The 25615-nt window shown below is 62.9% G+C and carries 26 protein-coding genes, 1 pseudogene and 1 riboswitch; of the genes and pseudogenes, 8 read left to right on the forward strand and 19 right to left on the reverse strand.

Features of this window, described 5'->3' with window-relative positions; translation table 11 throughout:
* Window positions 1-8 precede the first annotated feature (8 nt).
* From AC1D10_RS09840 to AC1D10_RS09865, 6 genes and pseudogenes are all read right to left on the reverse strand, one after another.
* Complete coding sequence (locus AC1D10_RS09840) at window positions 9-830, reverse strand: urea amidolyase associated protein UAAP1 (RefSeq protein ID WP_477271065.1); 822 nt, start codon at window positions 828-830, stop codon at window positions 9-11.
* Window positions 817-1650, reverse strand: a complete 834-nt coding sequence (locus tag AC1D10_RS09845; RefSeq protein ID WP_477271067.1) for an ABC transporter ATP-binding protein — start codon at window positions 1648-1650, stop codon at window positions 817-819. Before AC1D10_RS09845 ends, AC1D10_RS09840 begins: the two co-directional genes overlap by 14 nt.
* Complete coding sequence (locus AC1D10_RS09850) at window positions 1647-2465, reverse strand: ABC transporter permease (RefSeq protein ID WP_477271069.1); 819 nt, start codon at window positions 2463-2465, stop codon at window positions 1647-1649. The genes AC1D10_RS09845 and AC1D10_RS09850 overlap by 4 nt, the downstream gene beginning before the upstream one ends.
* Before the next feature lie 67 nt (window positions 2466-2532).
* The gene (locus AC1D10_RS09855) at window positions 2533-3606 is read right to left on the reverse strand and encodes a putative urea ABC transporter substrate-binding protein (RefSeq protein ID WP_477271071.1); all 1074 of its coding nucleotides are present in this window, start codon (window positions 3604-3606) and stop codon (window positions 2533-2535) included.
* Window positions 3607-3681: 75 nt separating this feature from the next.
* Window positions 3682-3793: riboswitch (guanidine-I (ykkC/yxkD leader) on the reverse strand.
* A gap of 49 nt (window positions 3794-3842) precedes the next feature.
* Window positions 3843-4061, reverse strand: a complete 219-nt coding sequence (locus AC1D10_RS09860; protein WP_477272096.1) for a hypothetical protein — start codon at window positions 4059-4061, stop codon at window positions 3843-3845.
* 38 nt (window positions 4062-4099) lie between these two features.
* Window positions 4100-4189: pseudogene (locus tag AC1D10_RS09865) on the reverse strand (integrase); the annotation flags it as partial.
* A 173-nt stretch (window positions 4190-4362) separates the two neighbouring features.
* Between AC1D10_RS09865 and AC1D10_RS09870 the strand changes: the two are divergent.
* The 3 genes from AC1D10_RS09870 to AC1D10_RS09880 all read left to right on the forward strand — a co-directional run bounded on the left by AC1D10_RS09870 (window position 4363) and on the right by AC1D10_RS09880 (window position 7527).
* On the forward strand, window positions 4363-5445 hold the full coding sequence (locus AC1D10_RS09870; RefSeq protein ID WP_477271073.1) for a type 1 glutamine amidotransferase family protein: 1083 nt from the start codon (window positions 4363-4365) through the stop codon (window positions 5443-5445).
* Window positions 5446-5567: 122 nt separating this feature from the next.
* On the forward strand, window positions 5568-6590 hold the full coding sequence (locus AC1D10_RS09875; protein WP_477271075.1) for an AraC family transcriptional regulator: 1023 nt from the start codon (window positions 5568-5570) through the stop codon (window positions 6588-6590).
* A gap of 109 nt (window positions 6591-6699) precedes the next feature.
* On the forward strand, window positions 6700-7527 hold the full coding sequence (locus AC1D10_RS09880) for an SDR family NAD(P)-dependent oxidoreductase (protein ID WP_477271077.1): 828 nt from the start codon (window positions 6700-6702) through the stop codon (window positions 7525-7527).
* Between the two features lie 197 nt (window positions 7528-7724).
* Here AC1D10_RS09880 and guaA read toward each other — a convergent pair whose 3' ends face one another.
* Window positions 7725-9287, reverse strand: a complete 1563-nt coding sequence (gene guaA / locus AC1D10_RS09885) for a glutamine-hydrolyzing GMP synthase (protein WP_477271079.1) — start codon at window positions 9285-9287, stop codon at window positions 7725-7727.
* Window positions 9288-9342: 55 nt separating this feature from the next.
* Window positions 9343-9846, reverse strand: a complete 504-nt coding sequence (locus AC1D10_RS09890; protein ID WP_477271081.1) for a MarR family winged helix-turn-helix transcriptional regulator — start codon at window positions 9844-9846, stop codon at window positions 9343-9345.
* Window positions 9847-9931: 85 nt separating this feature from the next.
* Here AC1D10_RS09890 and AC1D10_RS09895 point away from each other — a divergent pair, with 85 nt between their 5' ends.
* Window positions 9932-10249, forward strand: a complete 318-nt coding sequence (locus AC1D10_RS09895; RefSeq protein WP_352629372.1) for a hypothetical protein — start codon at window positions 9932-9934, stop codon at window positions 10247-10249.
* A 12-nt stretch (window positions 10250-10261) separates the two neighbouring features.
* Here the strand turns inward: AC1D10_RS09895 and AC1D10_RS09900 are convergent, their stop codons facing one another.
* The 4 genes from AC1D10_RS09900 to AC1D10_RS09915 all read right to left on the reverse strand — a co-directional run bounded on the left by AC1D10_RS09900 (window position 10262) and on the right by AC1D10_RS09915 (window position 13416).
* Entirely contained in the window at window positions 10262-10852 is a 591-nt protein-coding gene (locus tag AC1D10_RS09900) for a 5'-methylthioadenosine/S-adenosylhomocysteine nucleosidase (protein ID WP_477272062.1), read from the reverse strand.
* A 190-nt stretch (window positions 10853-11042) separates the two neighbouring features.
* On the reverse strand, window positions 11043-11501 hold the full coding sequence (locus AC1D10_RS09905; RefSeq protein ID WP_477271084.1) for a PaaI family thioesterase: 459 nt from the start codon (window positions 11499-11501) through the stop codon (window positions 11043-11045).
* A gap of 95 nt (window positions 11502-11596) precedes the next feature.
* Window positions 11597-12049 carry a TspO/MBR family protein gene (locus AC1D10_RS09910; protein WP_477271086.1) on the reverse strand — a complete coding sequence of 151 codons (453 nt, stop codon included), beginning with the start codon at window positions 12047-12049 and terminating at the stop codon, window positions 11597-11599.
* A 77-nt stretch (window positions 12050-12126) separates the two neighbouring features.
* Window positions 12127-13416 (reverse strand): RsmB/NOP family class I SAM-dependent RNA methyltransferase, encoded by a 1290-nt coding sequence (locus AC1D10_RS09915; RefSeq protein ID WP_477271088.1) that lies wholly within the window; start codon window positions 13414-13416, stop codon window positions 12127-12129.
* Window positions 13417-13823: 407 nt separating this feature from the next.
* Here AC1D10_RS09915 and AC1D10_RS09920 point away from each other — a divergent pair, with 407 nt between their 5' ends.
* Entirely contained in the window at window positions 13824-14501 is a 678-nt protein-coding gene (locus tag AC1D10_RS09920; protein WP_477271091.1) for an MIP family channel protein, read from the forward strand.
* A gap of 132 nt (window positions 14502-14633) precedes the next feature.
* On the opposite strand, the gene AC1D10_RS09925 is transcribed toward AC1D10_RS09920, so the two are convergent.
* From AC1D10_RS09925 to hisS, 6 genes are all read right to left on the reverse strand, one after another.
* Window positions 14634-15281, reverse strand: coding sequence for a class I SAM-dependent methyltransferase (locus tag AC1D10_RS09925; RefSeq protein WP_477271093.1), 648 nt, complete (start codon window positions 15279-15281; stop codon window positions 14634-14636).
* A 65-nt stretch (window positions 15282-15346) separates the two neighbouring features.
* On the reverse strand, window positions 15347-16450 hold the full coding sequence (locus AC1D10_RS09930; RefSeq protein WP_477271095.1) for a calcium:cation antiporter: 1104 nt from the start codon (window positions 16448-16450) through the stop codon (window positions 15347-15349).
* Between the two features lie 196 nt (window positions 16451-16646).
* The gene (locus AC1D10_RS09935) at window positions 16647-18419 is read right to left on the reverse strand and encodes an AMP-binding protein (protein WP_477271097.1); all 1773 of its coding nucleotides are present in this window, start codon (window positions 18417-18419) and stop codon (window positions 16647-16649) included.
* Between the two features lie 340 nt (window positions 18420-18759).
* Window positions 18760-19458, reverse strand: a complete 699-nt coding sequence (gene hisG, locus AC1D10_RS09940) for an ATP phosphoribosyltransferase (RefSeq protein ID WP_477271099.1) — start codon at window positions 19456-19458, stop codon at window positions 18760-18762.
* A complete protein-coding gene (locus AC1D10_RS09945; protein WP_477271101.1) occupies window positions 19455-20576 on the reverse strand; it encodes an ATP phosphoribosyltransferase regulatory subunit in 1122 nt (373 codons plus the stop codon). The genes hisG and AC1D10_RS09945 overlap by 4 nt, the downstream gene beginning before the upstream one ends.
* A gap of 214 nt (window positions 20577-20790) precedes the next feature.
* A complete protein-coding gene (gene hisS, locus AC1D10_RS09950) occupies window positions 20791-22287 on the reverse strand; it encodes a histidine--tRNA ligase (RefSeq protein WP_477271103.1) in 1497 nt (498 codons plus the stop codon).
* 249 nt (window positions 22288-22536) lie between these two features.
* On the opposite strand from hisS, the gene AC1D10_RS09955 reads away from it, so the two are divergent.
* A complete protein-coding gene (locus tag AC1D10_RS09955) occupies window positions 22537-22791 on the forward strand; it encodes a hypothetical protein (protein ID WP_477271105.1) in 255 nt (84 codons plus the stop codon).
* Window positions 22792-22808: 17 nt separating this feature from the next.
* On the opposite strand, the gene AC1D10_RS09960 is transcribed toward AC1D10_RS09955, so the two are convergent.
* Window positions 22809-23447, reverse strand: coding sequence for a DNA-3-methyladenine glycosylase I (locus AC1D10_RS09960; protein ID WP_379093118.1), 639 nt, complete (start codon window positions 23445-23447; stop codon window positions 22809-22811).
* Between the two features lie 213 nt (window positions 23448-23660).
* Between AC1D10_RS09960 and AC1D10_RS09965 the strand changes: the two genes are divergently transcribed.
* Complete coding sequence (locus AC1D10_RS09965; protein ID WP_379093121.1) at window positions 23661-24404, forward strand: L,D-transpeptidase; 744 nt, start codon at window positions 23661-23663, stop codon at window positions 24402-24404.
* A 284-nt stretch (window positions 24405-24688) separates the two neighbouring features.
* Window positions 24689-25609 carry a bifunctional 5,10-methylenetetrahydrofolate dehydrogenase/5,10-methenyltetrahydrofolate cyclohydrolase gene (locus tag AC1D10_RS09970; protein ID WP_477272064.1) on the forward strand — a complete coding sequence of 307 codons (921 nt, stop codon included), beginning with the start codon at window positions 24689-24691 and terminating at the stop codon, window positions 25607-25609.
* Window positions 25610-25615: the final 6 nt, after the last annotated feature.

Raw genomic sequence — 25615 nt, forward strand, 5'->3', positions numbered from 1 at the left:
GCCCTCCCTCAGGCCAGCATCAAAGCGTTGTTTTCGAAACCGCGCACGGCCTCCGCGGTCGCGGTGCGGGCGAGATCGTCGGCGGCAGGTGCCGCTGCGCGGAAGCGGGTGATGGTGATCGGTTTGGGCTGATAGATCGGATCGGGGTCGAGCGGATGCGGGCAATTGGAAAAGCCGACGATCATATCCATCTCGGCGCGCAGCTCGGCGTAGTCGCCGCTGTTGGAGAGCTTGCCGCGCAATTGGAATGCGCCGGCGTCGTCGATGCGCACCGGCGCGAACAGATTGAGGATGGCCGGGATATCCCGTCGGGTCAGACCAAGCTTGCCGGCAAGCAGGATCAGATTGTCACGGGTATTGCGCGTGCTTGTGCCCGGATATTTGACCGCGTTGGTCGCGGCCGTCGATCCGCCCATGAGACAGTCATGGGCGCCTGAACTGTCCTCGGTCAGCGAGAACATCACGCGCCCCATGTCCGAAAAGATTACCCGTCCCTTGCCGAGCGCGGTGGTCCATTGCACCTTGGCTGTATCGACAAGGTTCAGCCGCTCGCTGGTATCGTTGGCGTTCCAGGCGACAAGCGCGACGGTCGATCGACCTTCGCCTTGATCGATGCGGATCGCTTCGCCGCGCCTCAGCAGCGTTGACCAGTACCAACCGCCGGGAACCTCTTCCGCATGGATGACGGTGGCGGGATCGACCGGAGGCGCGGGCATGGGGCTCGGCGCGGGCAATGCCTTCGGTGCGAATTCCAGCCCTTTCTTCTGATGCTCTTCGTAGCGCTGCCGATTGACGGCGATTTCCTGAGGCGAACGTCTAGTGTGCTTCATGGCCTTCTCCTGACAATTCCAGGTCGTCCCGGCGATGCCCCAGGAAAGCGACCGGGCCGTCCCGGTCGGGGCTGAAGATCGAAGGCACGCCCGCTTCCCGCGGCGGCCAGATGGAAATGTCATTGGTGATCGTCGCGCCGTAGCGCCGCTTTTCCTCGGGGCGGTCGCGTCGCCGCTCGAAGGCAACGATGCGGCTGGCAAGGGTGAAGGCCTCGCGCATGTCGTGCGTGACCATGACGACGGTCATTTGGGTTTCATGCCACAGCCGCTTCATGAGCGTGTGGATCTCGGCGCGGATGCCGGGATCAAGCGCACCGAAAGGTTCATCGAGCAGCAAGACCTTCGGCTTCATGATCAGCGCCTGGGCGAGCGCCAGGCGCTGCTGCATGCCGCCTGAAAGCTGCGCAGGGTATTTTTGTTCGGTACCGGAAAGACCGACTTCCGTTATGAAGTCCCGGGCCTCTTCGACAGCATGGCGCCGCGCCGCGCCGAAGAGCTTCGCCTTGTGGGGTGAGTTGGAAAATTCCTTGCCAAGCAGGACATTCCCCAGCACCGTCAGATGCGGAAACACGGAATAACGCTGAAAGACGATCCCTCGATCCGGTCCCGGTTCCGTGGGCATGGGTTGGCCGTCTATCAGGATGGTGCCCCTGGTCGGCTGTTCCTGGCCGAGCAACATGCGCAGGAACGTCGACTTGCCGCAGCCCGACGGCCCGACAAGAGCGACAAAGGCGCGGGATGCGACCGTCAACGACACGTTCTCGAGGACGATCTGGTCGTCATACTCCTTCCAGACGTCTCGGATGACGAGTTCGCTCATCCCTGCTTCTCCAACTCCGACCACGGGAAGACGGCAATGCGGATGCGGTCGAGGCCGTAATTGGCGACAACGGCGAGCAAGGTGATCCAGACGACGTAGGGGAAGATGACGTCCATCGACAGGTAGCGGCGGACCAGGAAGATGCGGTAGCCAAGTCCGGAATCGGACGATATCGCCTCCGCGGCGATGAGAAACAGCCAGGCGGGACCGATCTGCAGCCTCAGGCACGTGATAAGCCGCGGCAGGATTTGCGGCAGCAGGACGCGGAGCGCGATCTGCCATGACGATCCGCCCAGCGTCTCGGCTTTGATGATCTGCTCGCGGGGCACTTCCAGCACCCGCAGAGCAAGGTCGCGGATCATCGTAGGTGCGATGCCGATGACGATGAGCGCAATCTTGGAGGTCTCGCCCAATCCCATGACGATGAAGAGGATCGGAAGCAGCGCCAGGGGTGGAACCATCGAGATGACGGCGACAAAGGGGGAAAGCAAAGCCCGCAAATAGGGCAGCATGCCGATGGCCATGCCGATCAGAAGCGCGATGACGGTCGAGAGGCCGAGGCCGGCGAACAGGCGAATGAGGCTCGCCCGCGTATCCGACCAGAGCAGGTAGTCACCCGTGCGTTGATCGGCGACGAAGGCCATTCGGTCAATCGCATCGGCAAAGCCGGCAAGGCCTGGCAGAAGTTTGTCATTGGCGTTTTCCGCCAGGCGAGCGGCCGACCCGAAGGCGTAAGCGACGGCGAGCAGCACAAAAGGCAGCAACATCAAGGCAAGCTGCGTGCCCCTGCCCGGTCTCGTGTTGATCCAGCGCATGAACAAAGCTCCGCTGATGAGGGGAAGGGGCGGCGCCGTTCATCGCGCCACCCGGTCAAAGCGGTGCCTAGAGCGAGCCTTCGGCCGCGGCCTTCATATAGGCCCCGGTGAAGCGCAACTTGACGTTGCCGCTGTCGCCCAGAACCTTGCCGTCCGGCATTTCGATGCCGATGATGTCCGCGGATGGCGCCCCATTGCCCAACAGCCCCTTCGCGAAGAGGAAGTTGCGAACGAGGTCCATCGTCTTCGGCAGGCTTGGCGAAACGGTGAAGGCGACGGCATCCGCCGGCTTGTCGAAGAGCTTGGTTGCCGCGAGCTGGCCCTCGAATCCCTTGAGATTGGTACCCGATGCGACGCCCATCGCTTCGCGGGCCGCCTTGCCCTCGTCCGTCTGCGCCGTCAGCAAAGCCGCCGTCTCATACCAGATGCCGGCGAGCGCCTTGCCGAAGTTCGGATTGTCCGTCAGGACCTTGGTGTTGGCGGCCATCAGGTCGATGATCTCGCCCGGAATCTGCGAGCTGTCGAAAACCTTCCTGGCGCTTGGATCTTCGAGAACGGTCGAAACCAGAGGATTCCAGGTGACGACCGCGGTGACATCGGCGGTCTTGTAGGCAGCGACCATGTCGGCGTCGGAAGTGTTGACCACCTTCACGTCGCGCTCGGTCGAGCCGATGCTTTCTAGCGCGCGGGTCAGCAGATAGTGCGACACCGAATATTCGACGAGGTTGACGTTCTGGCCCTTGATGTCCGCGAGAGTGCTCTTGTTCTTGAGGATGACGGCATCGTTGCCATTCGAGAAGTCGCCGACGATGACAGCCGTCGTATCGACGCCGCCGGCAGCAGGAATGGAGAGGCCGTCCATATTGGTGAGCGTCACTGCGTCGAAGGCGCCCGCAGTGTATTGATTCATCGACTCTACATAGTCGTTGAACTGCGTGACCTCGATCTTGATCCCATATTTGTCCGCCCATTTCTTGACGATGCCATGATCGGCTGCATAACCCCATGGCATCCAGCCGACATAGATCGACCAGGCGACTTTGAAGTCGGTCTTCGGTGCGGCCGTGGCCATGGAAGCTGTGCCAAACGCCAGCGAAGCGGCCAGAACGGCGGTCGAGAGCATTCTTGAAAACGTCTGCATGGAAATTCCCCTTTTTGCGTCTCTCAAAAAGGGATCGGCATGGACCATCGCGCCGCCAATCCCTTGGCTAACGAGGTCTCCCGGGCTTTTGTCCCGCCGTGCACCCGGTGGGATGTCTCCCGCACCGGTGGCAGCTCTCGGACCAGCACGCTCAAAAAAGAGCGCCGGAACCCTAGCCACCAACTCTAGTTTTGATGAAGCAATGTCCGTGCCAACTGCTAACCGTATGTTTCGGATCAGAAAAAATTGGGCGGCAATTCCGAATGCTCAAAAAAGGGTGCGCACTGTGCAAAAGAATTGAGCATTGCGTCGCGCCGCGGCTCTGGAAAATCCGGCTGTGATTCTCTGAATGGCCACCAAAGAGCCGCAAGCTGCTCGAAGACTTCGACCGCATCCCAATGTCTCTCTTGGTCGCCCATCGAGGCGTCTGCCCGTGTCGTCTTGTTGCGGGCCACGCACCATCGTTCGTCACGCGTTGGCCACAGAAGGACGCCAGGCGGCGAGTGCCGTACTCCTCAGGTGTCAGCCCATTCGCGGTCCCCCACTCGTCGACCAGCCGCGCGTACTGACGCGTGCTCAGGTGACAGGCGCCACCCGCACAGTGGCGCGAGCAGAACACCGAGAGATTGGCGGCCATCGCAAGTTTTCTGTCGCAACCTGTAAGTGAATGCGACAGGAGGCGTGCCTAAATCCGCCGATGAATGGCAGGGACGGCCCGACCCTCACCCCGGCCGAAAGCATTGAAAGGAACAAGTCATGCCCACCACCAAGCGCCGCGCACTGATCCTCATCTCCTCCGGCCGCCAGCTGCCGCTGGTCGAACCGGCCGATGTCAAGTCGATTTCGACCGGGTTCTTCCTGGTCGAGATGGCCCAGGTGCTCAAGGAGTTCGAGAACGACTACGAGTTCACCTTCGCCACCCCCGACGGCAATGCCCCGCAACTCGACATCAACGGCATGGCCCTGTCCGTGCAATCCATCGAAAAGACCGGCGCCATCACGATCCCCCTCCGTATGCAGCAGCGCCGCCGCTCGTTCGACGTCAACAGCTTCCGGCAGCGCCACCCCGCGTTGGTCGTCCGCCGCGAACAGGAAGTCCGACTGCTGGAACGGCACATCGGCCGGGTCCCGGTCTCCGAACTGTTGCCCAACAGCGAACCGGAGCTCGCCGCGTACCGCCCCGAACTGACCCGCCGCCTCGACAAGCTGCCCGAGGGCACCTTCCACTCGCTGCAGGAACTCGTCCAGCGTCACCGCGACCCGGCCGACCCGTTCAGTTTCGCCGACTTTGACTTCATCCACACCCCCGGCGGTCACGCCCCCATGGTCGACTTCCGTGACAACCCGTGGCTCGGCGAAACCCTCCACGTAGCCCGGGAGAACGGCGTCATCATCTCGCTGATCTGCCACGCGCCCGTGGCGGTGACCTCCACCCGTCAACGAGTCGATGCTCAGGGCCACCCCTACCTCGTCAGCGACAACCCGTTCCTCGCCGCCACCATCTCGACCGTCCCCACGATTGGCGAGCTGTTCGCGCTGCGGTTCCTCTACCCACGCGTCCCAGGGAAGAAGACACGACTCTCCTACTTCGTCGACAAGGCCATCAAGGAAGCCGGTTTCAAACTCGCGACCTCCCTCAACATCGCCGCCCCGCTACTGGCCTACGAGCCGTCCGTGCGGCTGCTCACCGGCAACGGCCCGCAGGCCATCGACCAGCAGGCCGCCAAGCTGCGCAGGGTCCTCACCAGCACTCACGCCGCCCGACGCGGTAGCGGCACGCAGTTGAGCATGCAACCGTTACGGTCCACCCTGCCGGTCACACAATGGACGACCCGGTAGGGCAGATGGATGACTGGATCGGTGGCGGATTCGGGTACGCTGTGATCGAACTGGGGCCGGGCTAGGCGGCGATAGGACAGCGGCGCTCATATGCCGCCATTACGGGCGAGTGAAAGACTGCCATGACACGGCTACCAATCGACAGATGCAAAGTCCCACAGGCCTTTTGGCGCGCTGTAGAGCGGGCTGGCATCTCACCAGCGGCATTGTTGAGGCAAGCTCGGTTGCCTGCGACCCTCCACATTTCCGAAGGCGCTTGGGTCAACACCGCCCAATACTTCGAACTCTGGCAAGCACTGGAGGACCTGTCGGGCGACCCTGCGATCGGGCTGCATATCACAGTCGCGGCAGATACATCGGTCCATCCCCCCGCGACCATGTCGGCCTTCTTCGCCAAGGATTTCCGCGACGGCCTCAATCGTCTTTCAAGGTTCAAGCGGCTTTGCACCCCGGAAGAGCTGCGCGTGAAAGAACGTGATGGTGAGGCTTTTGTCAGCTTCGCCTGGATCCACGCCGTTGGCCGGGAGCCTGACGTAGCGGCCGATGTGACGTTTGCAGCAATCCTTGAACTGGGACGACGCGGAACAGGTCGTCACATCGTCCCGCTGCGCGTGGACATGACCCGAGCAGGCCCGACGACCCGGGCGCACCAAGAGTACTTCGAAGCGCCAATAACGTTCGGGGCGCTCAAGAACCAGATGGTGCTGCGTGCTGATGATCTGGATCGACCGTTCGCTGGGCACAATCCCGAACTGCTCGCCATCCTTACGCCGGCACTGTTGGCCTCACTCGACGAGATCGATGCGCAAAGCTCGTTGCCGGAACAGGTGAAGATTGTCCTGAAGCGGCGGTTGGCCAGCGGCAAGCCCGAACTATCGGACGTGGCCAACGCCCTGGGGATGGGCGAGCGCACGCTGCAGCGCCGTATTTCGGAATCTGGGACAAGCTTCAGGCTGCTCCTTGAGGCTTCCCGCCAGGAACTCGGTCGCGAAATGCTGGCCAGTGGCGCGAATGCGGCCGACGAGATTGCCTATCTCCTGGGGTATCAGGATACCAGTTCGTTCTATCGCGCCTTCCGCGAGTGGGAAGGTGTCACCCCCGCACAGTGGCGCGAGCAGAACATCGAGGCCCCTCGCCTGAACTAGAGATTGGCGGCCATCGCCAGTTTTCTGGCGCAACCTGCAAATGAATGTGACAGGGCGCGCGCCTACCTCAAGAGAAGTGCCCAATGGCACGCAACCATGAGGTAGATCGATGTCGAAAGTCTGGTTCATTACAGGCGCCAACCGTGGCTTTGGCCGCGTTTGGGCGGAAGCCGCACTCAAGCGTGGCGACAGGGTTGCCGCGACGAGCCGGCAGCCTGAGGCCTTGCAGGATCTCGTTACTCAGTTCGGCGATGCGGTCCTGCCCCTGCGGCTGGATGTGACCGATCGCGCCGCCGCAACTGCCGCTGTCGAACAGGCTGCCAAAACATTTGGTGGTCTCGACGTTGTCGTCAACAATGCCGGCTACGGCCTGTTCGGTGCGGTCGAAGAAGTCACGGAGCAGCAGGTGCGCCATCAGCTCGAAGTGAATTTCTTCGGTGTGCTGAACGTCACCCAAGCCGTCTTGCCCATCCTGCGCAAGCAGGGACATGGCCACATCATACAGGTGTCCAGCATCGGTGGCCTGATCGCCTACCCCAATCTGGGGGCCTATCACGCCTCCAAGTGGGCAGTCGAAGGCCTCACCGAGTCGCTGGCGCAGGAGGTTGCCCCGTTCGGCATCAAAGTGACCTTGGTGGAACCGGGCGGCTATGCCACCGACTGGGGCCGGGGCTCGGCTGTCCACGCCAACCCGGCGCCGCAGTATGACCCCCTGCGCCGTGCCCAGGCAGACATCTGGGCCAACGTGCCTGCGGAGTTCATTGGCAAACCGATGGCGACGGGTCCGGCGATCCTGCAGGTCGTTGATGCCGCCGAGCCTCCCACCCGGATCTTTTTCGGGCTCACCCCAACCAGGACCATCGTCGACGTCTACGCCAAGCGCCTCCAGACCTGGAAGGACTGGGAGTCGGTTTCGATCGCGGCCAACGGCCACTGAGGCAGCAGCCTGCGGGGCCGCCGATTGGCGGCCCCGCGCAGGTCAAGCGACCGCCACTGTCCGCTTCTAATCGGGCATTGAGGTAGCTCCAACGTTCGCCTCCGCTTCGTTTCGTCCTGCTGGAAGGATTTATTTTTGTTTTCAGTATGTTAGGTCGCAGATCGGCGTATTTTCGGCGGCGTTTGAGTAGGCCTGAATCATTCCCACTCGATTGTGCCGGGCGGCTTCGAGGTGACGTCGTAGACGACGCGGTTGATGCCGCGCACTTCGTTGATGATGCGGGTGGCGGCGGCACCCAGGAACGCCATGTCGTAGTGGTAGAAATCCGCCGTCATGCCGTCGACCGAGGTGACGGCGCGCAGAGCGCAGACGAACTCGTAGGTGCGGCCGTCGCCCATCACGCCGACCGTCTGCACTGGCAGCAGCACGGCGAAGGCCTGCCAGATGGCGTCGTAGAGGCCGGCCTTGCGGATCTCGTCGAGATAGATGGCGTCGGCCTCGCGCAGGATCTCCAGCTTCTCGCGGGTGATGCCGCCCGGGCAGCGGATGGCGAGACCGGGGCCGGGAAACGGATGCCGGCCGATGAAGCTTTCGGGCAGGCCAAGCTCCTTGCCGAGCGCCCTCACCTCGTCCTTGAACAGTTCGCGCAGCGGCTCGACCAACTGCATGTTCATGCGCGCGGGCAGGCCGCCGACATTGTGGTGCGACTTGATCGTCACCGACGGGCCGCCGGTGAAGGAGACGCTTTCGATGACGTCGGGATAGAGCGTGCCTTGCGCCAGGAAATCGGCGCCGCCGAGCTTCTTCGCCTCCTCCTCGAACACCTCGATGAACAGCCGGCCGATGGTCTTGCGCTTCTTCTCCGGGTCGGCCTCGCCTTCGAGCGCCGAGATGAACTTGTCCGCGGCGTCGACCAGGATCAGCGGCAGATTGTAATGCTGGCGGAACATCGCCACCACGCCGGCGGCTTCGTCCTTGCGCATCAGCCCGTGGTCGACGAGGATGCAGGTGAGCTGGTCGCCAACCGCTTCATGGATCAAGAGGGCCGCGACCGAGGAGTCGACGCCGCCCGACAGCGCGCAGATCACCTTGCCCTTGCCGACCTGCTTGCGGATCGCCTCGACCGCGTGCTCGCGATAGGCGCGCATCGTCCAGTCGCCCTCGATGCCGGCGATGTTGTGAACGAAATTTCTCAGCAGCCGGGCGCCGTCCGGGGTGTGCACCACCTCGGGGTGGAACATGATGCCGTACATCTTGCGCTCGATATTGCCGAAGATGGCGAAGGGCGAGCCTTCCGACTTGCCGAACACCTCGAAGCCCTTGGGCAAGGAGATAACGCGGTCGCCATGGCTCATCCACACCTGATGGCGCTGGCCCGGTGCCCACAGGCCCTCGAACAGCGGGCTGTCCTTCTCGATCTCGACGAAGGCGCGGCCGAACTCGCGATGATCGGAGCTCTCGGCGACGCCGCCCATCTGCACACACATGGCCATCTGGCCGTAGCAGATGCCGAGCACCGGGACGCCGGCGTCGAAGACGATCTGCGGTGCGCGCGGGCTGCCGATATCGCTGGTCGAGGCCGGGCCGCCGGACAGGATCACGGCTTTCGGATTGATGCGCTTGAACGCCGCTTCGGCCGACTGAAACGGCACGATCTCGGAAAACACGCCGGCCTCGCGGATGCGGCGGGCGATAAGCTGCGTAAACTGGCTGCCGAAATCGACAATCAGGACGGTGTCGGGATGATTGGCTGTTTTCATGGCGAGCGTTTAGAGAAAGAAATGAGTCGGCGCAATGGGTTGCGAGGCGTTGCCGTCACTTCGATTCCACGCCTTCACCTTCGGCGCGAACGTCTTCGTCCATTGCCGCAGCCTGTCCGGCCTCGAGCGCCCGCAAAGCGCCCATCAGCGCGGTGAACCGCTTCTCGCCAATGCGACTGACATAGCGCCGCTCAATCTCCATCTTGACCCGGTCGCCGTCGCGCAAGGCATCCAGCCCCTTGCGTGTGTAGCGCACCAGCTTGCCGCGGCCATCTTGCGGATCGGGCAGACGCTCGACGATACCGTCCGCCTCGAGGCCATCGAGCAGTTGCTGGATCGCCTGCTTGGAGATTGCCGAGCGTTCGATCAACGCCGACTGGCGTATGCCACCCCTGCTGATGTGTCCAAGCAATCCAGCGCGCGCCTCGCTGAACCAGCCGTGGCCGGCGGCCCGCATGCCGGCAGCGAATTCGGCCTGCCAGGCACGGCTTGCCTGCCATAGCCGCCAGCCGACGTGATCGGGCAATGCTTCGGTTTTTTCGTCAAGCTCCTTGACCATTTTCTTCCGACTCCATATAGTCAAGGTACTTGACGATGCACATCCCGTCGAGGCTCTTTCGAACTCAAGCACACGGACAGGGACCATGACAATTCTCGACAAGAACACGCTGGCCGTTATCATGATCGGCACCACGCATGTCATCGACATGGGCGGCAAGGACGCCTTCATCCACTACGAAAATGAGAACCGGGCGCATATGCTGCTGCCGGATGGTACCCTTTTCCATGGGCTTTGGACGCTGCTCGACGACGGCTACAAGGTCGAATGGAAAGATGGTCCCACCGGCTCCTGGAAACTCGATCATTCGCCTGGAGCAATCGACTATGTCGATGCGAACGGCGCCGTGCGCGGCCGCATTTCGCGCATCGATTTCGGCGATCCGGCGAGCCTGGCGGCTTGATCCGATTTGCGGTCAGGCGCCCAGCAGACCTTCGCCGAGCGCCCGTTCCAGCAGCCCGACCGCCGCGGCCAGCTTCTCGTCGATGACGTGCAGGTATTCAGTCCAGTCGCCGACGTGCCTGAGATCCGCCGCCCCGTCGGAAATGCCGCGCAGCCCGATCAGCGGAATGTCGAACAGCTGGCAGGCGCGCAGGCAGGCGAAGGTCTCCATGTCGACCATGTCGGCGGCGATCGCATCGTAGGCAGTGCCGGTGATGATCGCGCCGCCGGTCGACAGCGTTGCCGCCTTTACATCCGGAATCCGGAACGGCAGCGGCACGGTCACCGGCAGGTCGAGAAAGGGCGTTGCGCCCTTTTCGAAGCCGAGCGGCGAGGCGTCGATGTCGCGGTAGCTGACCGAGACGACCTGGTAGATTTCCGTCTGCTCCAGCGTCCGGCTGCCGGCGGAGCCGAGCGAAACGACGAGATCCGGCAGGGCTTCTTGGGACTTCATCAGGGACAATTGGGCGCCAAGCCTGACACCGGCCTCGACCGGCCCAACGCCGGTCATGAAAGGTGCGAACAATCGCTTCAGGTGCGGGCCGTATTCGGCATGCGCCGCCATCACGAAGAGGACGTCCTTGCCTGAGAGGCGAGACACTTTGCCGGTCACGATGATTTACCCCTGCCTGCTCCGATTGTCTGCTTGTCTGCGCCGCCGCTCGCCGGGACCCGCTGCCTGTGGCAGCTCCCGGCGTTCGTGGCTTTTCATCGTGCCACGGGCACGATGAATTCGCCTGCGGCGAACCGGCCACTCATCCCTCAATCCCATCGCGGCCGACCACCGTCATCATCGTGCCGGTCATCGTGGCTATGAGTTTGGCCTCGCCGTCGGCGGCAAAGGCATAGGCCTGGCCATCGGCGACGATGATGGTGCGGCCGGGTTTGGTCACCGAACCGCGAAACAGGAAGCGCTCGCCCCTGCCCGGCGCCAGCAGATTGACCTTGAACTCGATGGTCAGCACGCTGGAGTTTTCCGGCATCAGCGAGAACGCGGCATAGCCGCAGGCCGAGTCCAGCGCCGTCGAAATGACGCCGGCATGCAGAAAGCCATGCTGCTGGGTCAGTGCCGCCGAATAAGGCATCTCGATCTCGATGATGCCGGGCGTCACCAGCGTCAGCTCCGCGCCGATCGTCGCCATGGCCTTCTGGCGCGCGAAGGAGGTCCTGACGCGGTCCTCATAGTCCGGGGCGGGTACGATCTTTGCTGCCATGGCCGTCGCCTTCCTTTATGCGGATAACTTATTGCAGAGGCATGGGCGACAGGCAAATGCTTTTGCTGCACTGCAACAAAACGAGCCGAAGGCACTTAGTTTAGCCAGAGAAGCGATGCGTTGAGCAAGGTGGCGAAAGCTACCCAGGCCGCGTAAGGAACGAACAGCCAGCCGGAAGTCCGGTCACGGTTCCAGGCGCTGGCGATGAACAGCACAATGCTGGCGAGAAGAAGCACAATCACCACGAGCGCCGGCCCCATCATCCTGGCGCCGAAGAAGGTCGGCGACCACAGGAAATTCAGAAAGAGCTGGACGCCCCAGATCTTCTTCGCAGTTTCTGTCGGCTGATGCAGCCATGTCCGCCAGCCGGCTATGGCGATCAGCACATAGAGCAGTGTCCAGGCAGGCCCAAAGACCCAGTTGGGTGGATTGAAGGGCGGCTTGGCCAGCGACGCATACCAGGCACCCGGCAGCGTCACGTAGCCGATCAGCAGGCCTCCACCCAACACCAGGATGAGGAAGGGCAGAAGCGACATATATCTTTGCAAGAATTCCACCCCGTGATGGCGGCCCGATGCCGCGCATCTGCAACTGGAGCGCCATCGCCAGCTGTCAACGGGCAGCGTCAATTCGCCCTGCGCATGGCACAGAAATAGAAGCCATCGGTGCCGCTCAGCGCCGGCGACAGCGAGATGTCGCCTCCCGGACCGATGCGCACGGCCGCCGCATGGCCTGGAAAACGGCTGTCCCAGAGCGCGCGGTGATCGACCGGGACAAAACCGCTGTTGCGGTCGCGGAAGGCCGCGACCTGCTCGCCATTCTCCTCGTCGAACACCGAGCAGGTGATGTAGACCAGCAGGCCGCCTGACTTGACGTAGGCCTTGGCCGCATCGAGGATCGCCGCCTGCTCGCCCTTGCGGGCGTCGAGCTGTCTCTGCGTCAGCCGCCATTTGGCATCGGGACGGCGCCGCCAGGTGCCGCTGCCGGTACAGGGCGCGTCGACCAGCACGATGTCCATGTGGCCCGCGAGCGGAGCGAGTTCGGCCGGCTTGGTGACGATCTGCACATTGCGGTTCTCCGAGCGGCGGATGCGGTCGAAGATCGGCGCCAGCCGTGCCTTCTCGGCGTCGTGGGCAAAGATCTGGCCGCGATTGTCCATCGAAGCCGACAGCGCCAGCGTCTTGCCACCGGCGCCGGCACAGAAGTCAAGCACCTGCATGCCGGCCTGGGCACCGGCAAGGGCAGCCGCCACCTGCGAGCCTTCGTCCTGGACCTCGAACCAGCCTTTCTGGAAGGCCGGCTCGGCCTGAACGTTCGGATGCCTGCCGTCGCCATCGATCGGCGGGATGCGGATGCCTTGCGGCGCTATTGCCGCAGGTTTCGCGCCGGTTCCCGTCAGTTCGGCCAACACCTTGTCGCGATTGGCCTGCAGCGTGTTGACCCTGAGGTCGAGCGGCGGGCGTGTCGCCAGCGCCGCACCCTCGTCGGCCCAGGTCGCGCCGAAGGTTTTCTCGAAAAGCGGCGCGCACCAATCCGGTATGTCGGCCCGCACCACGGCCGGCGCATCGGCCAGCCGGCGATCGGCAATTGCCTGAAGCTCGGTGGCAGTCAGCAGCGGTGGCGCGAACTTGTCGCCGTCAAGCGCATCGTTGAGCGACTGCGCCGTCTGGCCCCATTCGAGCAGCAGCGCGCCGAAGCCGATGGCGCGCGGCGTGTCCTCCCCCAACAGCCAGCCGGCGGAACGCTTGCGGCGCAAGGCGTCATAGACGATGTTGCCGATCGCCGCGCGGTCGCCGCCACCGGCGAAGCGATGCGACAGGCCCCAGTCCTTCAGCGCGTCGGCGACCGGCCGGTGACGCCGTCCGATGTCTTCCAGCACTTCGATGGCCGCAGCCAGCCGTCCACCCAGTCGCATTCGTCATTCCATCAAATCGAAAACAGGATCTCCGGGCCTGCTCTTAGAGCAATTCCAGGAAAAGTGTGAAACGGTTTTCCAGGGAAAGCGCGCAGCGCTTTCGCCAGGGAATTGCGTCAGAACAAAGAGAGGGAGCCTTTCACGTCTGGATTGAACCCCGCTTCCGTCTCATGGCGACGAGGTTATCCCAACCAAGAACGGCGCATCCGCCCGACCAGTAAATGTCCCTGGCCGGCAACAAGAGATCGATCATAGATAACGGGTCTCTAATGTTCGTAACTGGGGCCTGCAAGCATGCGATCTGGCGCAACTGCGCTGCTTTCCAAGTTTTTCGGCAGGGAATACTCTTGCCACCATGATTCGCGCCGCGAAAACGCAGGCCAGCGGATCGATACGAGGAGAGGGCAATGAAGACTTATCTGGCGGAAGTTCTAGGCACATTTCTATTGGTGTTCATCGGTACGGCTTCTGTGGTGACAGGCGGCTTCGGCGGCGCGCTGCCGCTCGGCCAGGAAGGCATCGGTCTGGCGTTCGGCATCGGCCTCATTGCGGCAGCCTATGCGATCGGTCCCATTTCTGGCGCGCATCTCAATCCAGCGGTGACGCTCGGTGTCTTCCTTGCCGGCCGGCTGCCGGCCAAGGACGTCATCCCCTACTGGATCGCGCAGATCATCGGCGCCATCCTCGCCTCGCTCGCGCTGTGGATCATCGTCTCCGGCCAGACCGGCGGACACACAGGCGGCTTCGGCGCCAATGGCTGGGACGTGGCGAAATGGGGCGTGAGTTCGGCGTTCCTGTGGGAACTGATCGGCACCTTCACCTTCGTCACCGTGATCCTCGGCGTTACGGCTGAAAAGCACTCGACGGCGTTCGCCGGGCTGGTCATCGGCCTGACGCTGGCCGGACTGCACTTCGCCATCATCCCGGTCACCGGCACATCGCTCAATCCGGCCCGCTCGATCGGCCCGGCGCTGTTTTCCGGCACTGCTGCGATCGGCCAGCTCTGGCTGTTCATCGTCGCACCGCTGATCGGCGGCGCCCTCGCAGGCGTCGTCGCCAAGGCGCGCGTCTTCGAGAAGGACTGAGTTTTGGAAGCGTGAATACGAAAAAGGCGCGGGTCGTGGCCCGCGCCTTTTTGCTGATCCTGCCGCCAACGAGAAAACCTTATCTGACTAGCCCGTTTTCGCACGCTTGGTCGTGTTGGTGGGAAAACCCGCCTATAGCTTTCTGAAGAAGCCGGACAGAATATTCGGACCTGCTTCGCCGGGCCGCAGTCTAATCCCGTCCTCGAAGCAGTTCAGTGTCATGCACTGGAAGCCGTTGTGCGCGAGGAGCGCCATCAGCGAGTCACGGTCGAAGTGGTGCAGGTGCTCGTTGGGGAGACGCATACGCCACGTCCGGAACCACGCGTCGCCGTCGGCACCGAGCTCGCGCCAGCGGCAATAAGGAACGGCGACGGCCAGGTAGCGGGCCTGAAGGCGGGCGAGGAAACCCAGATCCGGGATGTGCTCCAGCACGTCGAACATGGCGACGAGATCCCACGAGCTGGCGAGCGCCTCATCCCAATCGACAAAGCGAACGCCCTTGGGCAGCGGAAACCTGGCGATGTCGCAGCCGGCGCAGTCGGCGACCCCGGTTATTTTCGCGGCTTCGACGAATGTGCCCGTGCCATAACCAATCTCCAGCACGGACCGAGGAATCTCGCCGGTGATTCCCAGCACCCAGCCAAGTCGCTGATATCCGAGCTTGATGGTCCGGTCACTCAGGTCCTCGTAATAGGAAATGTATTGCTTGTCGTATCTGATCGGGGTGAAGTCGATCTGGTGAATCACGCCAAACCCGTCCACCTCGTAGTTGTCCAACATTCGCGTGCCGCCTCCGATTCCGGATTCCCTAAGTCACAGCCAATCGCAATCTCGGCGCAAATCGATCATGGTACAAATATAAGAAATATATACGTAAAAAATACCACGATATGGACCATGCCCGTCAGGAATGTCGTTCTTTCGGTACTAAAGCTGACGTTGCATATGAAGAGCGCTAAAATCAGAAGTACTGTGTCAGTTGCTGGAAGCCCCAGGGTTAACCCTCTTCCCGTCAGCAGGCTGGCAGCTGCGACCGCCGGTATTGTCAAACCAATTGTGGCGCAAGCCGAACCCATCGCAACATTCAAGCCGCGTTGCAGCTCATTGTTGAGAGAAGCGCGAACCGAAGAAATGGCCTCTGGCATCAAAACCAACCCGGCGATCAACGCTCCGACAATACTGTCAGCCTGGGTCACCTGGTAGGAAACGAGCGTGTCTTCAACGCTTGCGGCGACCTGCTCGGCGAGCATGACAATTCCAATCAGCCCGATTAACAGGAGCAAAATGCTGGCGGAGATGCCCCCATGAGGGGCGGTCCGCATCGAAACGTCGTGCGCTTCTCCCTGGACGAAGTCGTCTCGGTGCCGGACAGTCTGCGCGAACACAAAACTTGCATAGAGCAGCACTGAAAGTACGCTCACAAAGCCGAGTTGTGCTGCTGAAAATGTGCCCGGCCCCGTGGTTTGCGTGTAGGTTGGCAGAATAAGCGTCATGACGGTTAGTGCGATCAGAACCGCCAAATATGCGCTGGTCCCTTGTCGAACAATTGCCTGCTTGCGATGACGCCAGCCGCCAAGCACGAGACACGTACCGACGACGCCGGTGGATGTAATCATCACCGTTGAAAAGACGGACTCACGTGCAAGCGTAGGGTTGTTCTCTCCATGCAGCATCATGGAAACGATTATCGACACTTCGATTGCCGTCACGGCAAAAGTCAGCACCAATGTGCCGTAGGGCTCTCCTACACGCCGAGCCACCGCCTCGGCATGGTCGAGCACGACGAAAATGGTGGTGAACATGATCGCAGTCGAAAGCGCTCCGACAAGGATCCTGACGTTCAGTGAACCTTCGTCTACCGACAGCCCGCTTGCCCTGACTGCGACAGCCATCACCAAAGCGGCCAAGGGCATCGCATAAGACGTCACCGATCGTCCGAAACCACTCATTCAAGCCCCCTCCCCCTAGGCGTTTCTGCGAGCCTTGCGGAAGCCCCATATCGGGCACCTTGGCAATATCCGGCAGCGCCCCAACGGCCGGCGTTCGACTCCCACAAACAACGTCACCCGCAGTTCCAGACGATGCCGCAGGGATCCGTGATCCTTGGCTGCATTTAGTGCACCGACAATCGAAGCGCTGCCCCCCTCACGCCGTCTTCTGCGTCACCAGCCCAAGCTCCTCCACCATCGCATTGCGCATCAAGAATTTCTGCGGTTTGCCGGTCACCGTCATCGGCAATTCGGTGCGGAAGCGGATGTAGCGCGGGACCTTGTAATGGGCGATCTGGCCGGCGCAGAAGGCCTTGATCTCCTGCTCGGTGGCGATCTGGCCTGGCTTGAGCACGATCCAGGCGCACAGCTCCTCGCCATATTTGGCGTCGGGAATGCCGAAGACTTGCACCTCCTTGACCTTGGGATGGCGGTAGAGGAATTCCTCGACCTCGCGCGGATAGACGTTTTCGCCGCCGCGGATGACCATGTCCTTGACCCGGCCGACAATGTTGCAATAGCCCTCGGCATCGATGGTGGCGAGGTCACCGGTGTGCATCCAGCCGTCGGTGTCGATGGCCTCGCGGGTCTTCTCCTCGTCGTCCCAATAGCCCTTCATCACCGAATAACCGCGCGTGCACAGCTCGCCCGGCGCGCCGACGGCGACGGTGGCGCCATCGGCATCGACCGCCTTGACCTCGACGTGAGGGTGGATGCGCCCGACCGTCGAGACGCGCTTTTCCAGCGGGTCATCGACGCCACTCTGGAACGACACCGGGCTGGTCTCGGTCATGCCATAGGCGATGGTCACTTGCGCCATATGCATCAGCGATACCACCTTCTTCATCACCTCGATCGGGCATGGCGAGCCGGCCATGATGCCGGTGCGCAGACTGGACAGATCGAAGGATGAAAAATCCGGATGATCGAGCAGCGCGACGAACATGGTCGGCACGCCATAGAGGCCGGTGCAGCGCTCTTGAGCCACCGCCTGCAGCGTGGCGCGGGGATCGAACCCCTCGCCCGGGAAAACCATGGTCGCGCCCTTCGACACGCAGCCCATCGTGCCCATCGACATGCCGAAGCAATGATAGAGAGGCACCGGGATGCACAGCCGGTCGTCGACGGTCAGTTTGATCGCCGAGGTGACGAAATTGCCGTTGTTGACGATGTTGTTGTGGGTCAGCGTCGCGCCCTTGGGCGCTCCCGTGGTGCCCGAGGTGAACTGGATGTTGATGGCCTCGCCGGGCTTCAGCCCCTCGGAGATGCGGTCGAGGCTGTCATGCTCGTCGCGCCCGGCCATGGCCAGCACGTCGCCGAAATTGAACATGCCGGGCGAATTGTCCTCGCCCATGCGGATGACGATCTTCAGCGCCGGCAGCTTCTTCGCCTTGAGCTTGCCGGGCGTGGCGGTGGCGATTTCCGGCGCCAGCGTCTCGATCATACCGAGGTAATCGGAGGTCTTGAACTTGGCCGCCGTCACCAGCGCCTTGCAGCCGACCTTGTTCAGCGCATAGTCCAGTTCGGTCAGCCGGTACGCGGGGTTGATGTTGACCAGGATGAGGCCGAGGCGGGCGGTGGCGAACTGCGTCACCAGCCATTCCCAGCGGTTGGGCGACCAGATGCCGACGCGATCGCCCTTTTCCAGGCCGAGGGCCAGGAAGCCGGCGGCGAGAGCGTCCACCGTGTCCGACAGTTCGCTCCAGGTGAAGCGCTTGTCCTGGTCAACGAAGACGGCGGCGTCTTGCGTGGCGTATTTGCTGGCGGTGTCGGAAAACAGCGCCGGAATGGTTTTGTCGAGCAATGGCGTCGTGCGCTCGCCCGAGACATGCGCCCTGCCGTCGACAGGCGCTACGAAGACACTGCCATTGCGCGATCCACGTCCGCGCAAATTGGTGGCATTCTTCAGCTCGTCGAGATTGATCGGCATCGCTGTCTCCTCCCGGGATGGTCGAGCCTATCAGCCTGCCGGGACGGTGGAAATCCCGCCGATGGTACGGGGCAGTGCAACGAATCCGGATTAGCGGGTTTCCTCGGAGCTTCGCCTGCGCGTTGGTTGACGAAGCATCAAACGCAAAAACCCACCTGTGCGGCGGGTCATTGGCGCAAATCAGCACCATGGACGAATACGTAGCATAGCTGCCCTCACCGTGTCAAGAATAAATTCCTATTGAAAAAGCGACCGGCACCGTCGGACTGGCCGTTTTCAGGCCTTTTGTTAAGCTGAGTTCGGAGCCCTGATGATAGTGGAGGGCAGGAAGCCTCCACCGCTACCCGACCGCCGCCGCCATCTTCGCGGCTATGTCGCGCAACAACGCCTCATCGGCCGCGGCACGCGTCTTCCTCGACGCTACCAGACAGGCCTGCGAGCGCAGGACGAGGCCGTCGCCGAGGACCTTGAGATGATTGGCCCGCAGCGTCGAGCCAGTGGTGGTGATGTCGACGATGACATCGGCCAACCCTGCAGCCGGCGCGCCTTCGGTGGCGCCGAGGCTCTCGACGATCCGGTAGACCTGGATGCCGTGTTTCTGCGAGAAGAATTGCTGCGTCAACCGCCAGTATTTGGTGGCGATCCTGAGCCGCCTGCCATGGCGCTGGCGGAAATCGGCGGCAACGTCATCGAGATCGGCCATGGTGTCGACGTCGAGCCAGATGTCAGGCACGGCCACCACGACATCTGCACTGCCGAAGCCGAGACGTGCGACGATTTCGGCGCGTGCCTCCCAATCGGCGAGGTTCTCGCGCACCAGGTCTTCGCCGGTGATGCCGAGATCGACCGCACCCTGGCTGATCTCGCCAGCAATTTCGGAAGCCGACAGAAACGCCACTTCGATGCTTTCCGCGCCTTCGATGCGGGCGCGATAGGCGCGCTCGTCGCCGGGCAGGCTGACGGCGAGCCCGGCCTTGGCCAGCACCTCCAGCGCCTGCTCTTTCAGCCGGCCTTTCGACGGGATCGCCAGGGTGATCATGGCGCCGGCTCCCGCAGTGCGTCGATGCGGTCGAGCCAGACGGAAAAGCCGACGCCGGGGATCGGCGTCTTCGCGCCAAGCAGCGTCAGCAGCCGGTCGTAGCGGCCGCCACCAACCAGCGGCCGGTCGCCATCCTGGGCCGCGATTTCGAAGACCAGGCCGGTGTAGTAGTCGAGCGGACGGCCGAAAGCGGCATCGTAACGGATTTTTCCGGCCGGCAAGCCGTGCGTCTCGATCGCCTTGGCGCGGGAAGCGAACTTCTCCAGCGCGGTATCAAGCGAAAGCCCGGCACCTCTGGCGAAGGCGTCCAAGGCCTGTGCCGCGCCATCGAGCGGCACGTCGATCGCCAGAAAACCCTTCAGCGCCGCGAAGGCCTCGTTCGACAGCCGCACGCTGCGCAATTCGGCCTTCTCGATCAACCGCCTGGCAATGTCGGCCGGCGAGCGCCCGGCGGAGGCCGACAGGCCTGCCTCTTCCATGCCGCCCGCGATGTGGGCGGAAAGACCTTCCAGATCGCCGTCGAGGACAAGGGAAGCGACCGGACCTGAGAGCTGGCCGTTGCGCGGCGGGTTGGCGAGATCGGCGAGTGCCGCCTCCAGCATCGGCGCCGAGCCGAAGGCCCGCGCCAGACGCATGCGCCAGCCGCGCGGCAGCCCAAGCGCTGCCAGCACCGCCTCGAAAATGGTCTGGTCGCCGAGCGTGATCGCCAAGGCCTGGCCCGGCAGCACCAGGGCGAGCAGCGCGTGTGCGTCGGCGAGCGAACGGGCATCAGCCTCAGCGGTGTCGCGGTCGCCGAGATCCTCGATGCCGGCCTGGAAGAACTCGTTGCCGCCTTCGCGGCGCTGGCGAAACACTTCACCCAGATAGGAATAGCGGCGCGGCGTGCCGGCCTGCGACCTGATGTGGTCGAGACAGACCGGAATGGTGAATTCCGGCCGCAGGCACAACGCCTGCCCGGTCTCGCTTTCGGTGAGGAAAATACGCCGGCGCAGGTCCTCGCCCGCCATGTCGAGGAACGGGTCGGCCGGCTGCAGCACGGCGACTTCGACCGCATGCGTGTTGCGCGTGGCGAACAGGTTGATGATGTCGACTGATATCGCGGGGTAGCGGGAGGTCATGAAGCGCCACCTTCGCTTCTCCCCTTGTGGGAGAAGGTGGATTGGCGCGCAGCAAGACGGATGAGGGGTGCTGGACGGAATGAGACGGTGGCGTTCCCTGGAACACCCCTCATCCGACCTCGCTGCGCGACGCCACCGCCCGGGGGCGAGCCACGGGTCTCGCCCCGTCCTTCGGACCCCACAAGGGGAGAAGGGAGAGCCAGCGCGGCGCTTGTCACTTCGCCCTCTCCTCGGCCTGCGCCGCCAAAATCTTCTTCACTTCGGCGACCAGTTCGCTTTCCGCCACCGTCACTTGCGCCGGGCGCGCGGCGCGCCATTCGGCGTTGTCTGATATTTCGGCCGACATGCGCGCGCCTTCGATCAGGTCCTTGATCTGCAGCTCGTCCTTGGCGCGCTCGTCGCCGCCCTGGATGATTGCGACCGGGCAGCCGCGCCTATCGGCATATTTCAGCTGCGCCTTCATGCCGGCGCCACCAAGATACATTTCGGAGCGGATGCCGGCGCCGCGCAACTCGGCGACCATCTTCTGATAGCGGCCGAGGCTGTCAGTGTCCTTGTCCATCACCAGCACGACGACCGGCGCGATCACGTCAGCGCTGTCGAGCTTGCCGAGGTTCTTCAGCGCCGTCATCAGCCTGGACACGCCTATCGAAAAGCCGGTCGCCGGCACCGGCTCGCCGCGAAAGCGCGAGACGAGGCCATCATAGCGGCCACCGCCGCCGACCGAGCCGAAGCGCACGATCTGGCCGTCCTCGTTGGGGATTTCGGCCAGCAGTTCGGCCTCGAGAACGGGGCCGGTATAGTATTCGAGACCACGCACAACCGAGCGGTCCATGGCGATACGGTCTTCGGCGTATCCAGCCGCCCTGACCAAGGCTTCAATCGTCGAGAGTTCGCCGACGCCTTCCTGGTAGACCGCGTTCGCGCTGACGCTGGAATCCTGGCCGGCCTGTTCACTCTTCGCTGTCGCGCGAAGGACCGCTTCGGCTTGCAAATCATTTAGTCCCGCACCTTTGGCGAAGTCGCCTTCGCCTTCCTTGCCGCCGTCCCAACGCCCCGGCCCAAGCAGAAGTCTCACGCCTTCCGGTCCAAGCTTGTCGAGCTTGTCGATCGCCCGCAGCACCGTCAGCCGGCGGCCGGCATTCTCGTCGCCGCCGAGGCCGATCGCCTCCAGCACGCCGTCCAGCACCTTGCGGTTGTTGACGCGGATGACGTAGTCGCCGCGCTTGATGCCGAGCGCTTCCATCACGTCGGCCATCATCATGGCCATTTCGGCGTCGGCGGCCACGCCGGGCGTGCCGATCGTGTCGGCGTCGAACTGCATGAACTGGCGGAAGCGGCCGGGGCCCGGCTTCTCGTTGCGGAACACCCAGCCGGAGCGATAGCTGCGATAGGGTTTTGGCAGCCGCTCGTAATTCTCGGCGACGAAGCGCGCCGTCGGCGCGGTCAGGTCATAGCGCAGCGACAGCCACTGGTCGTCGTCATCCTGGAAGGAGAACACGCCTTCGTTCGGGCGGTCCTGGTCAGGCAGGAATTTTCCCAACGCATCGGTGTATTCGATCAGCGGCTGGTCGGCCGGTTCGAAACCATAGAGCTCAAAGACCGAGCGGATCGTCGACATCATCTTCTCGACGGCGCGGATGTCTTCGGCGCTGCGGTCGGCAAAACCGCGCGGCAGTCGCGCTTTCGTCTTTTCCGATTTGTCGGCCATGGGATGGGTACTCGGTGTTTCGTGGCGCTGTGCGGTAGGAAATTTCCTACTTCCGCAGCGCGCGTGTCCTAACCGATGCAGCTTTGTGCGGCAAGGCTTTGCAGCCTTGCCTCTCCCGCCGGGAAAAGGAAGGAACCGAACCACCCTGAAACAAGAACGCACCGGAAATGAAACAATCCGCCATGAGCGCGGCATCGTGCCGACACAATCGCAGCCGATAACCCGCGTCGACACGAAGGGGTTCGGGACATGACCAGCGCATCAAAATTCCATGCCGTCGACAGCGGTGCAGGCGATCTGCCCGCGCGCCTGCGCGCGGCCGACATCCACGCTCAGAAAATGGTCAGCCAGGCTGCCGGTCCGTTCGAGATACCGGCCGACACCGGCAAGGGGCCATCGATGCGCGACGCTTTGATGACCGGCCTGCTGGTGATCTACCCGACCGTGGCCACGGTGGTGGCAATCGTCGCCGGGCTTTTCCTCGCCAGCGTCAACGGCACCTGAGATTACCCCGCCCGCGTCTATTTCGGCCGCTTGAAAGCCTTCCGTTCCTTCTCGACTTGCCTGCGGCAGACGCAGCCCTCGAGATGGTCGTTGACCAGGCCCATGGCCTGCATGAAGGCGTAGACCGTGGTCGGGCCGACAAAGCTCCAGCCGCGCTTCTTCAATTCCTTCGAAATGCGAACCGAGACCGCCGTGGTCGGGTTAGCGCGCAGATGGGCGAGATCGACGATCTCGGGCCGCTCGTCCTTGCCGGGTTCGAACTTCCAGAACCAGGCGGCCAGCGAGCCGAATTCATCGGCCATCTCGCGGGCGTGCTTGGCGTTGTTGATGGTCGAGACGATCTTGCCGCGATGGCGGATGATGCCGGCATTGCCAAGCAGGCGCTCGACATCCCTGTCGGTGAAGGCAGCGACCTTGTCGAATTCGAAATTGGCGAAGGCCTCGCGAAAATTCTCGCGCTTGCGCAGGATGGTCAGCCACGACAGGCCCGACTGAAAGCCTTCGAGGCAGATCTTTTCAAACAGCCTGCGGTCGTCGGCGACAGGGCGGCCCCATTCATGGTCGTGGTAGTGCAGGTAGTCCGGCAGATTGCCGTGCCAGAAGCAGCGCGCGACCCCGTCGGGACCGGCAAGCAGACCGGTGTTTTCCTTTTCCATAGCCAAAAATCCGTTCGTTAATGCGCTTGTGCGCTGCATTTACTGTGGCTTTACCAGATTCCTGAACCAGGCGGTAACCACACCAAAAGGTTTACTGACAACAGCGCATTTTACGCATTCCGATTCATGTTTCGGTTGCTGCTTCCACGCCAAAGATCGCTGAACCGGGGGGCGTTTCCACCTGGTTGTATCAGACGATCAAGGTGCGTTCCGATGAAGACAGTTTTGTTTCCCGTGCTCGGCGCCGTGGCTGTGTTTGCCGCAGGCGTCACACCTTCAACCGCCGGCGACCGCTATGCCGACAGGCCGCCGGTGATGGTGAGCCCCGACCTATCCGCACCCTGGGTGCTGCAGCTTGGCCATGCGCCCGGCATCGTGCGCCAGAACCGGCAGGTCGTGCAGCAGCCGCGCCTGCGCTATGCGCAGCCGGCGCAACCCGACCGGGTGCAGACGGCGGCCGTGCAGCCGCCGCCCAAGCGGATGGCCATGCGTCCGCAGATCAACCCGATCTACCTGCCGCAGGAAGTCGCCTATGACGGCCCGCAGAAGCCGGGCACGATCGTCATCGATACGACGCAGAATTTCCTCTTTCTGATCGAGAAGAACGGCAAGGCGCGGCGCTACGGCGTCGGCACCGGCAAACCCGGCTTCGAATGGTCGGGCACGCACAAGATCACCAACAAGCGTGAGTGGCCGGACTGGCGCCCGCCAGCACAGATGATCAAGCGCGAAGCCGCCAAGGGCCGCTATTTGCCGACCTATCTGGCCGGCGGCATGGAGAACCCGCTGGGCGCGCGCGCGCTCTATCTCGGCACGACCGAATATCGCATCCACGGCACCAACCAGCCGTGGACGATCGGCGGCGCGGTGTCGTCTGGTTGCATCCGCATGCGCAACGAGGACGTGGTCGACCTCTATGAACGCGTCAATGTCGGAACCACGGTCGAGGTGATATAGTTCCGGTAGCGAATCACTTGGCCGGCAAAGCAACCAGCTTTCCAGGGTCAGTCTGAGGACAACGGGGGACGGGCCGTATGGGGATGCGGTCAGTCAGAAAGGGCAGTGCGGGAAACCGTGCTGCCCTTTCCGTTTCGACCGCACCCTGACGCTTAACGAGCACTGTTTCTTCGGCGCGTCGCGCAACAGGCATGACGGTTCGCTTTTCGTGCTGCCCTTGCCGATGTTCTTTTGCTATGTCGGCGGCAACCAAGCAAAAGAGTCCACCCATGTCCCTGTCCCCCATGCCCCTGTCCCACGACAGCCGCTATCTCAAGGGCGGCCCGGTTGCCCAGCGCATCATCGCCGCCGTGCGCGAGGATGCGGCGATTGCCAAAGCAGAGGGTTTTCCACCCAAGCTGATCTCGATCACGGTTGGCGATACTGCGGCGGTGGATGTCTATGTGCGCAACCAGCGCGCCAAGGCGCAACTGGCCGGCATCGATTTCGAGGAACGGCGTTTTCCCGCCACCATCACATCGGGGGAGCTGGAAGCGGCCATCCACGGGCTGAATGCCGATCCGCGCGTCACCGGCATCATCATCCAGCGGCCGGTGCCGGCGCATATCCCGATCAGGACGCTGCAGGCGGCGGTGCATCCGCTGAAAGATGTCGAGGGCATGCATCCGGTCTCGATCGGCAACATCGTCTACAACCAGCTCGACCTCGCGCCCTGCACCGCCGCCGCCTCGGTCGAGTTGCTGAAGGAGACCGGCCTTGACCTCAAGGGGCTGGAAGTCGTCATCGTTGGCCATTCGGAAATTGTCGGCAAGCCGATCGCCTTCCTGTTGATGAGCGAAGGCGCGACGGTGACGGTCTGCCACCACATGACGCGATCGGTTGCCGCGCACGCGCGGCGGGCCGATGCGCTGTTCGTCGCCGTCGGCAAGCCGCGGCTGATCAAGGCCGACATGGTCAAGCCGGGTGCTGCCGTCATCGACATCGGCATCAATTCCGAAATCGGGCCGGACGGGTCCAGCCGTATCGTCGGTGACGTCGACACCGAAAGCGTGCGCGAGGTCGCCTCCTGGATCACCCCGGTGCCGGGTGGCGTCGGCCCAATCACCGTCGCGATCCTTTTGCGCAACACGATGGTCGCGCTCAGCCGGCAGCGCGCGCTCTACGAGGCGACCTACGGAACGACCGACAGGCTCGCGGCGGAGTAAGCACAG

The sequence above is a fragment of the Mesorhizobium sp. P2_A8 genome (assembly GCF_056404935.1).

Bases quoted from the DNA above. Each gene is read 5' to 3' on its own strand.
- AC1D10_RS09840 (WP_477271065.1), bottom strand. From the start codon at position 830: ATGAAGCACACTAGACGTTCGCCTCAGGAAATCGCCGTCAATCGGCAG.
- AC1D10_RS09845 (WP_477271067.1), bottom strand. From the start codon at position 1,650: ATGAGCGAACTCGTCATCCGAGACGTCTGGAAGGAGTATGACGACCAG.
- AC1D10_RS09850 (WP_477271069.1), bottom strand. From the start codon at position 2,465: ATGCGCTGGATCAACACGAGACCGGGCAGGGGCACGCAGCTTGCCTTG.
- AC1D10_RS09855 (WP_477271071.1), bottom strand. From the start codon at position 3,606: ATGCAGACGTTTTCAAGAATGCTCTCGACCGCCGTTCTGGCCGCTTCG.
- AC1D10_RS09870 (WP_477271073.1), top strand. From the start codon at position 4,363: ATGCCCACCACCAAGCGCCGCGCACTGATCCTCATCTCCTCCGGCCGC.
- AC1D10_RS09875 (WP_477271075.1), top strand. From the start codon at position 5,568: ATGACACGGCTACCAATCGACAGATGCAAAGTCCCACAGGCCTTTTGG.
- AC1D10_RS09880 (WP_477271077.1), top strand. From the start codon at position 6,700: ATGTCGAAAGTCTGGTTCATTACAGGCGCCAACCGTGGCTTTGGCCGC.
- guaA (WP_477271079.1), bottom strand. From the start codon at position 9,287: ATGAAAACAGCCAATCATCCCGACACCGTCCTGATTGTCGATTTCGGC.
- AC1D10_RS09890 (WP_477271081.1), bottom strand. From the start codon at position 9,846: ATGGTCAAGGAGCTTGACGAAAAAACCGAAGCATTGCCCGATCACGTC.
- AC1D10_RS09895 (WP_352629372.1), top strand. From the start codon at position 9,932: ATGACAATTCTCGACAAGAACACGCTGGCCGTTATCATGATCGGCACC.
- AC1D10_RS09900 (WP_477272062.1), bottom strand. From the start codon at position 10,852: ATGGCGGCGCATGCCGAATACGGCCCGCACCTGAAGCGATTGTTCGCA.
- AC1D10_RS09905 (WP_477271084.1), bottom strand. From the start codon at position 11,501: ATGGCAGCAAAGATCGTACCCGCCCCGGACTATGAGGACCGCGTCAGG.
- AC1D10_RS09915 (WP_477271088.1), bottom strand. From the start codon at position 13,416: ATGCGACTGGGTGGACGGCTGGCTGCGGCCATCGAAGTGCTGGAAGAC.
- AC1D10_RS09920 (WP_477271091.1), top strand. From the start codon at position 13,824: ATGAAGACTTATCTGGCGGAAGTTCTAGGCACATTTCTATTGGTGTTC.
- AC1D10_RS09925 (WP_477271093.1), bottom strand. From the start codon at position 15,281: ATGTTGGACAACTACGAGGTGGACGGGTTTGGCGTGATTCACCAGATC.
- AC1D10_RS09930 (WP_477271095.1), bottom strand. From the start codon at position 16,450: ATGAGTGGTTTCGGACGATCGGTGACGTCTTATGCGATGCCCTTGGCC.
- AC1D10_RS09935 (WP_477271097.1), bottom strand. From the start codon at position 18,419: ATGCCGATCAATCTCGACGAGCTGAAGAATGCCACCAATTTGCGCGGA.
- hisG (WP_477271099.1), bottom strand. From the start codon at position 19,458: ATGATCACCCTGGCGATCCCGTCGAAAGGCCGGCTGAAAGAGCAGGCG.
- AC1D10_RS09945 (WP_477271101.1), bottom strand. From the start codon at position 20,576: ATGACCTCCCGCTACCCCGCGATATCAGTCGACATCATCAACCTGTTC.
- hisS (WP_477271103.1), bottom strand. From the start codon at position 22,287: ATGGCCGACAAATCGGAAAAGACGAAAGCGCGACTGCCGCGCGGTTTT.
- AC1D10_RS09955 (WP_477271105.1), top strand. From the start codon at position 22,537: ATGACCAGCGCATCAAAATTCCATGCCGTCGACAGCGGTGCAGGCGAT.
- AC1D10_RS09960 (WP_379093118.1), bottom strand. From the start codon at position 23,447: ATGGAAAAGGAAAACACCGGTCTGCTTGCCGGTCCCGACGGGGTCGCG.
- AC1D10_RS09965 (WP_379093121.1), top strand. From the start codon at position 23,661: ATGAAGACAGTTTTGTTTCCCGTGCTCGGCGCCGTGGCTGTGTTTGCC.
- AC1D10_RS09970 (WP_477272064.1), top strand. From the start codon at position 24,689: ATGCCCCTGTCCCACGACAGCCGCTATCTCAAGGGCGGCCCGGTTGCC.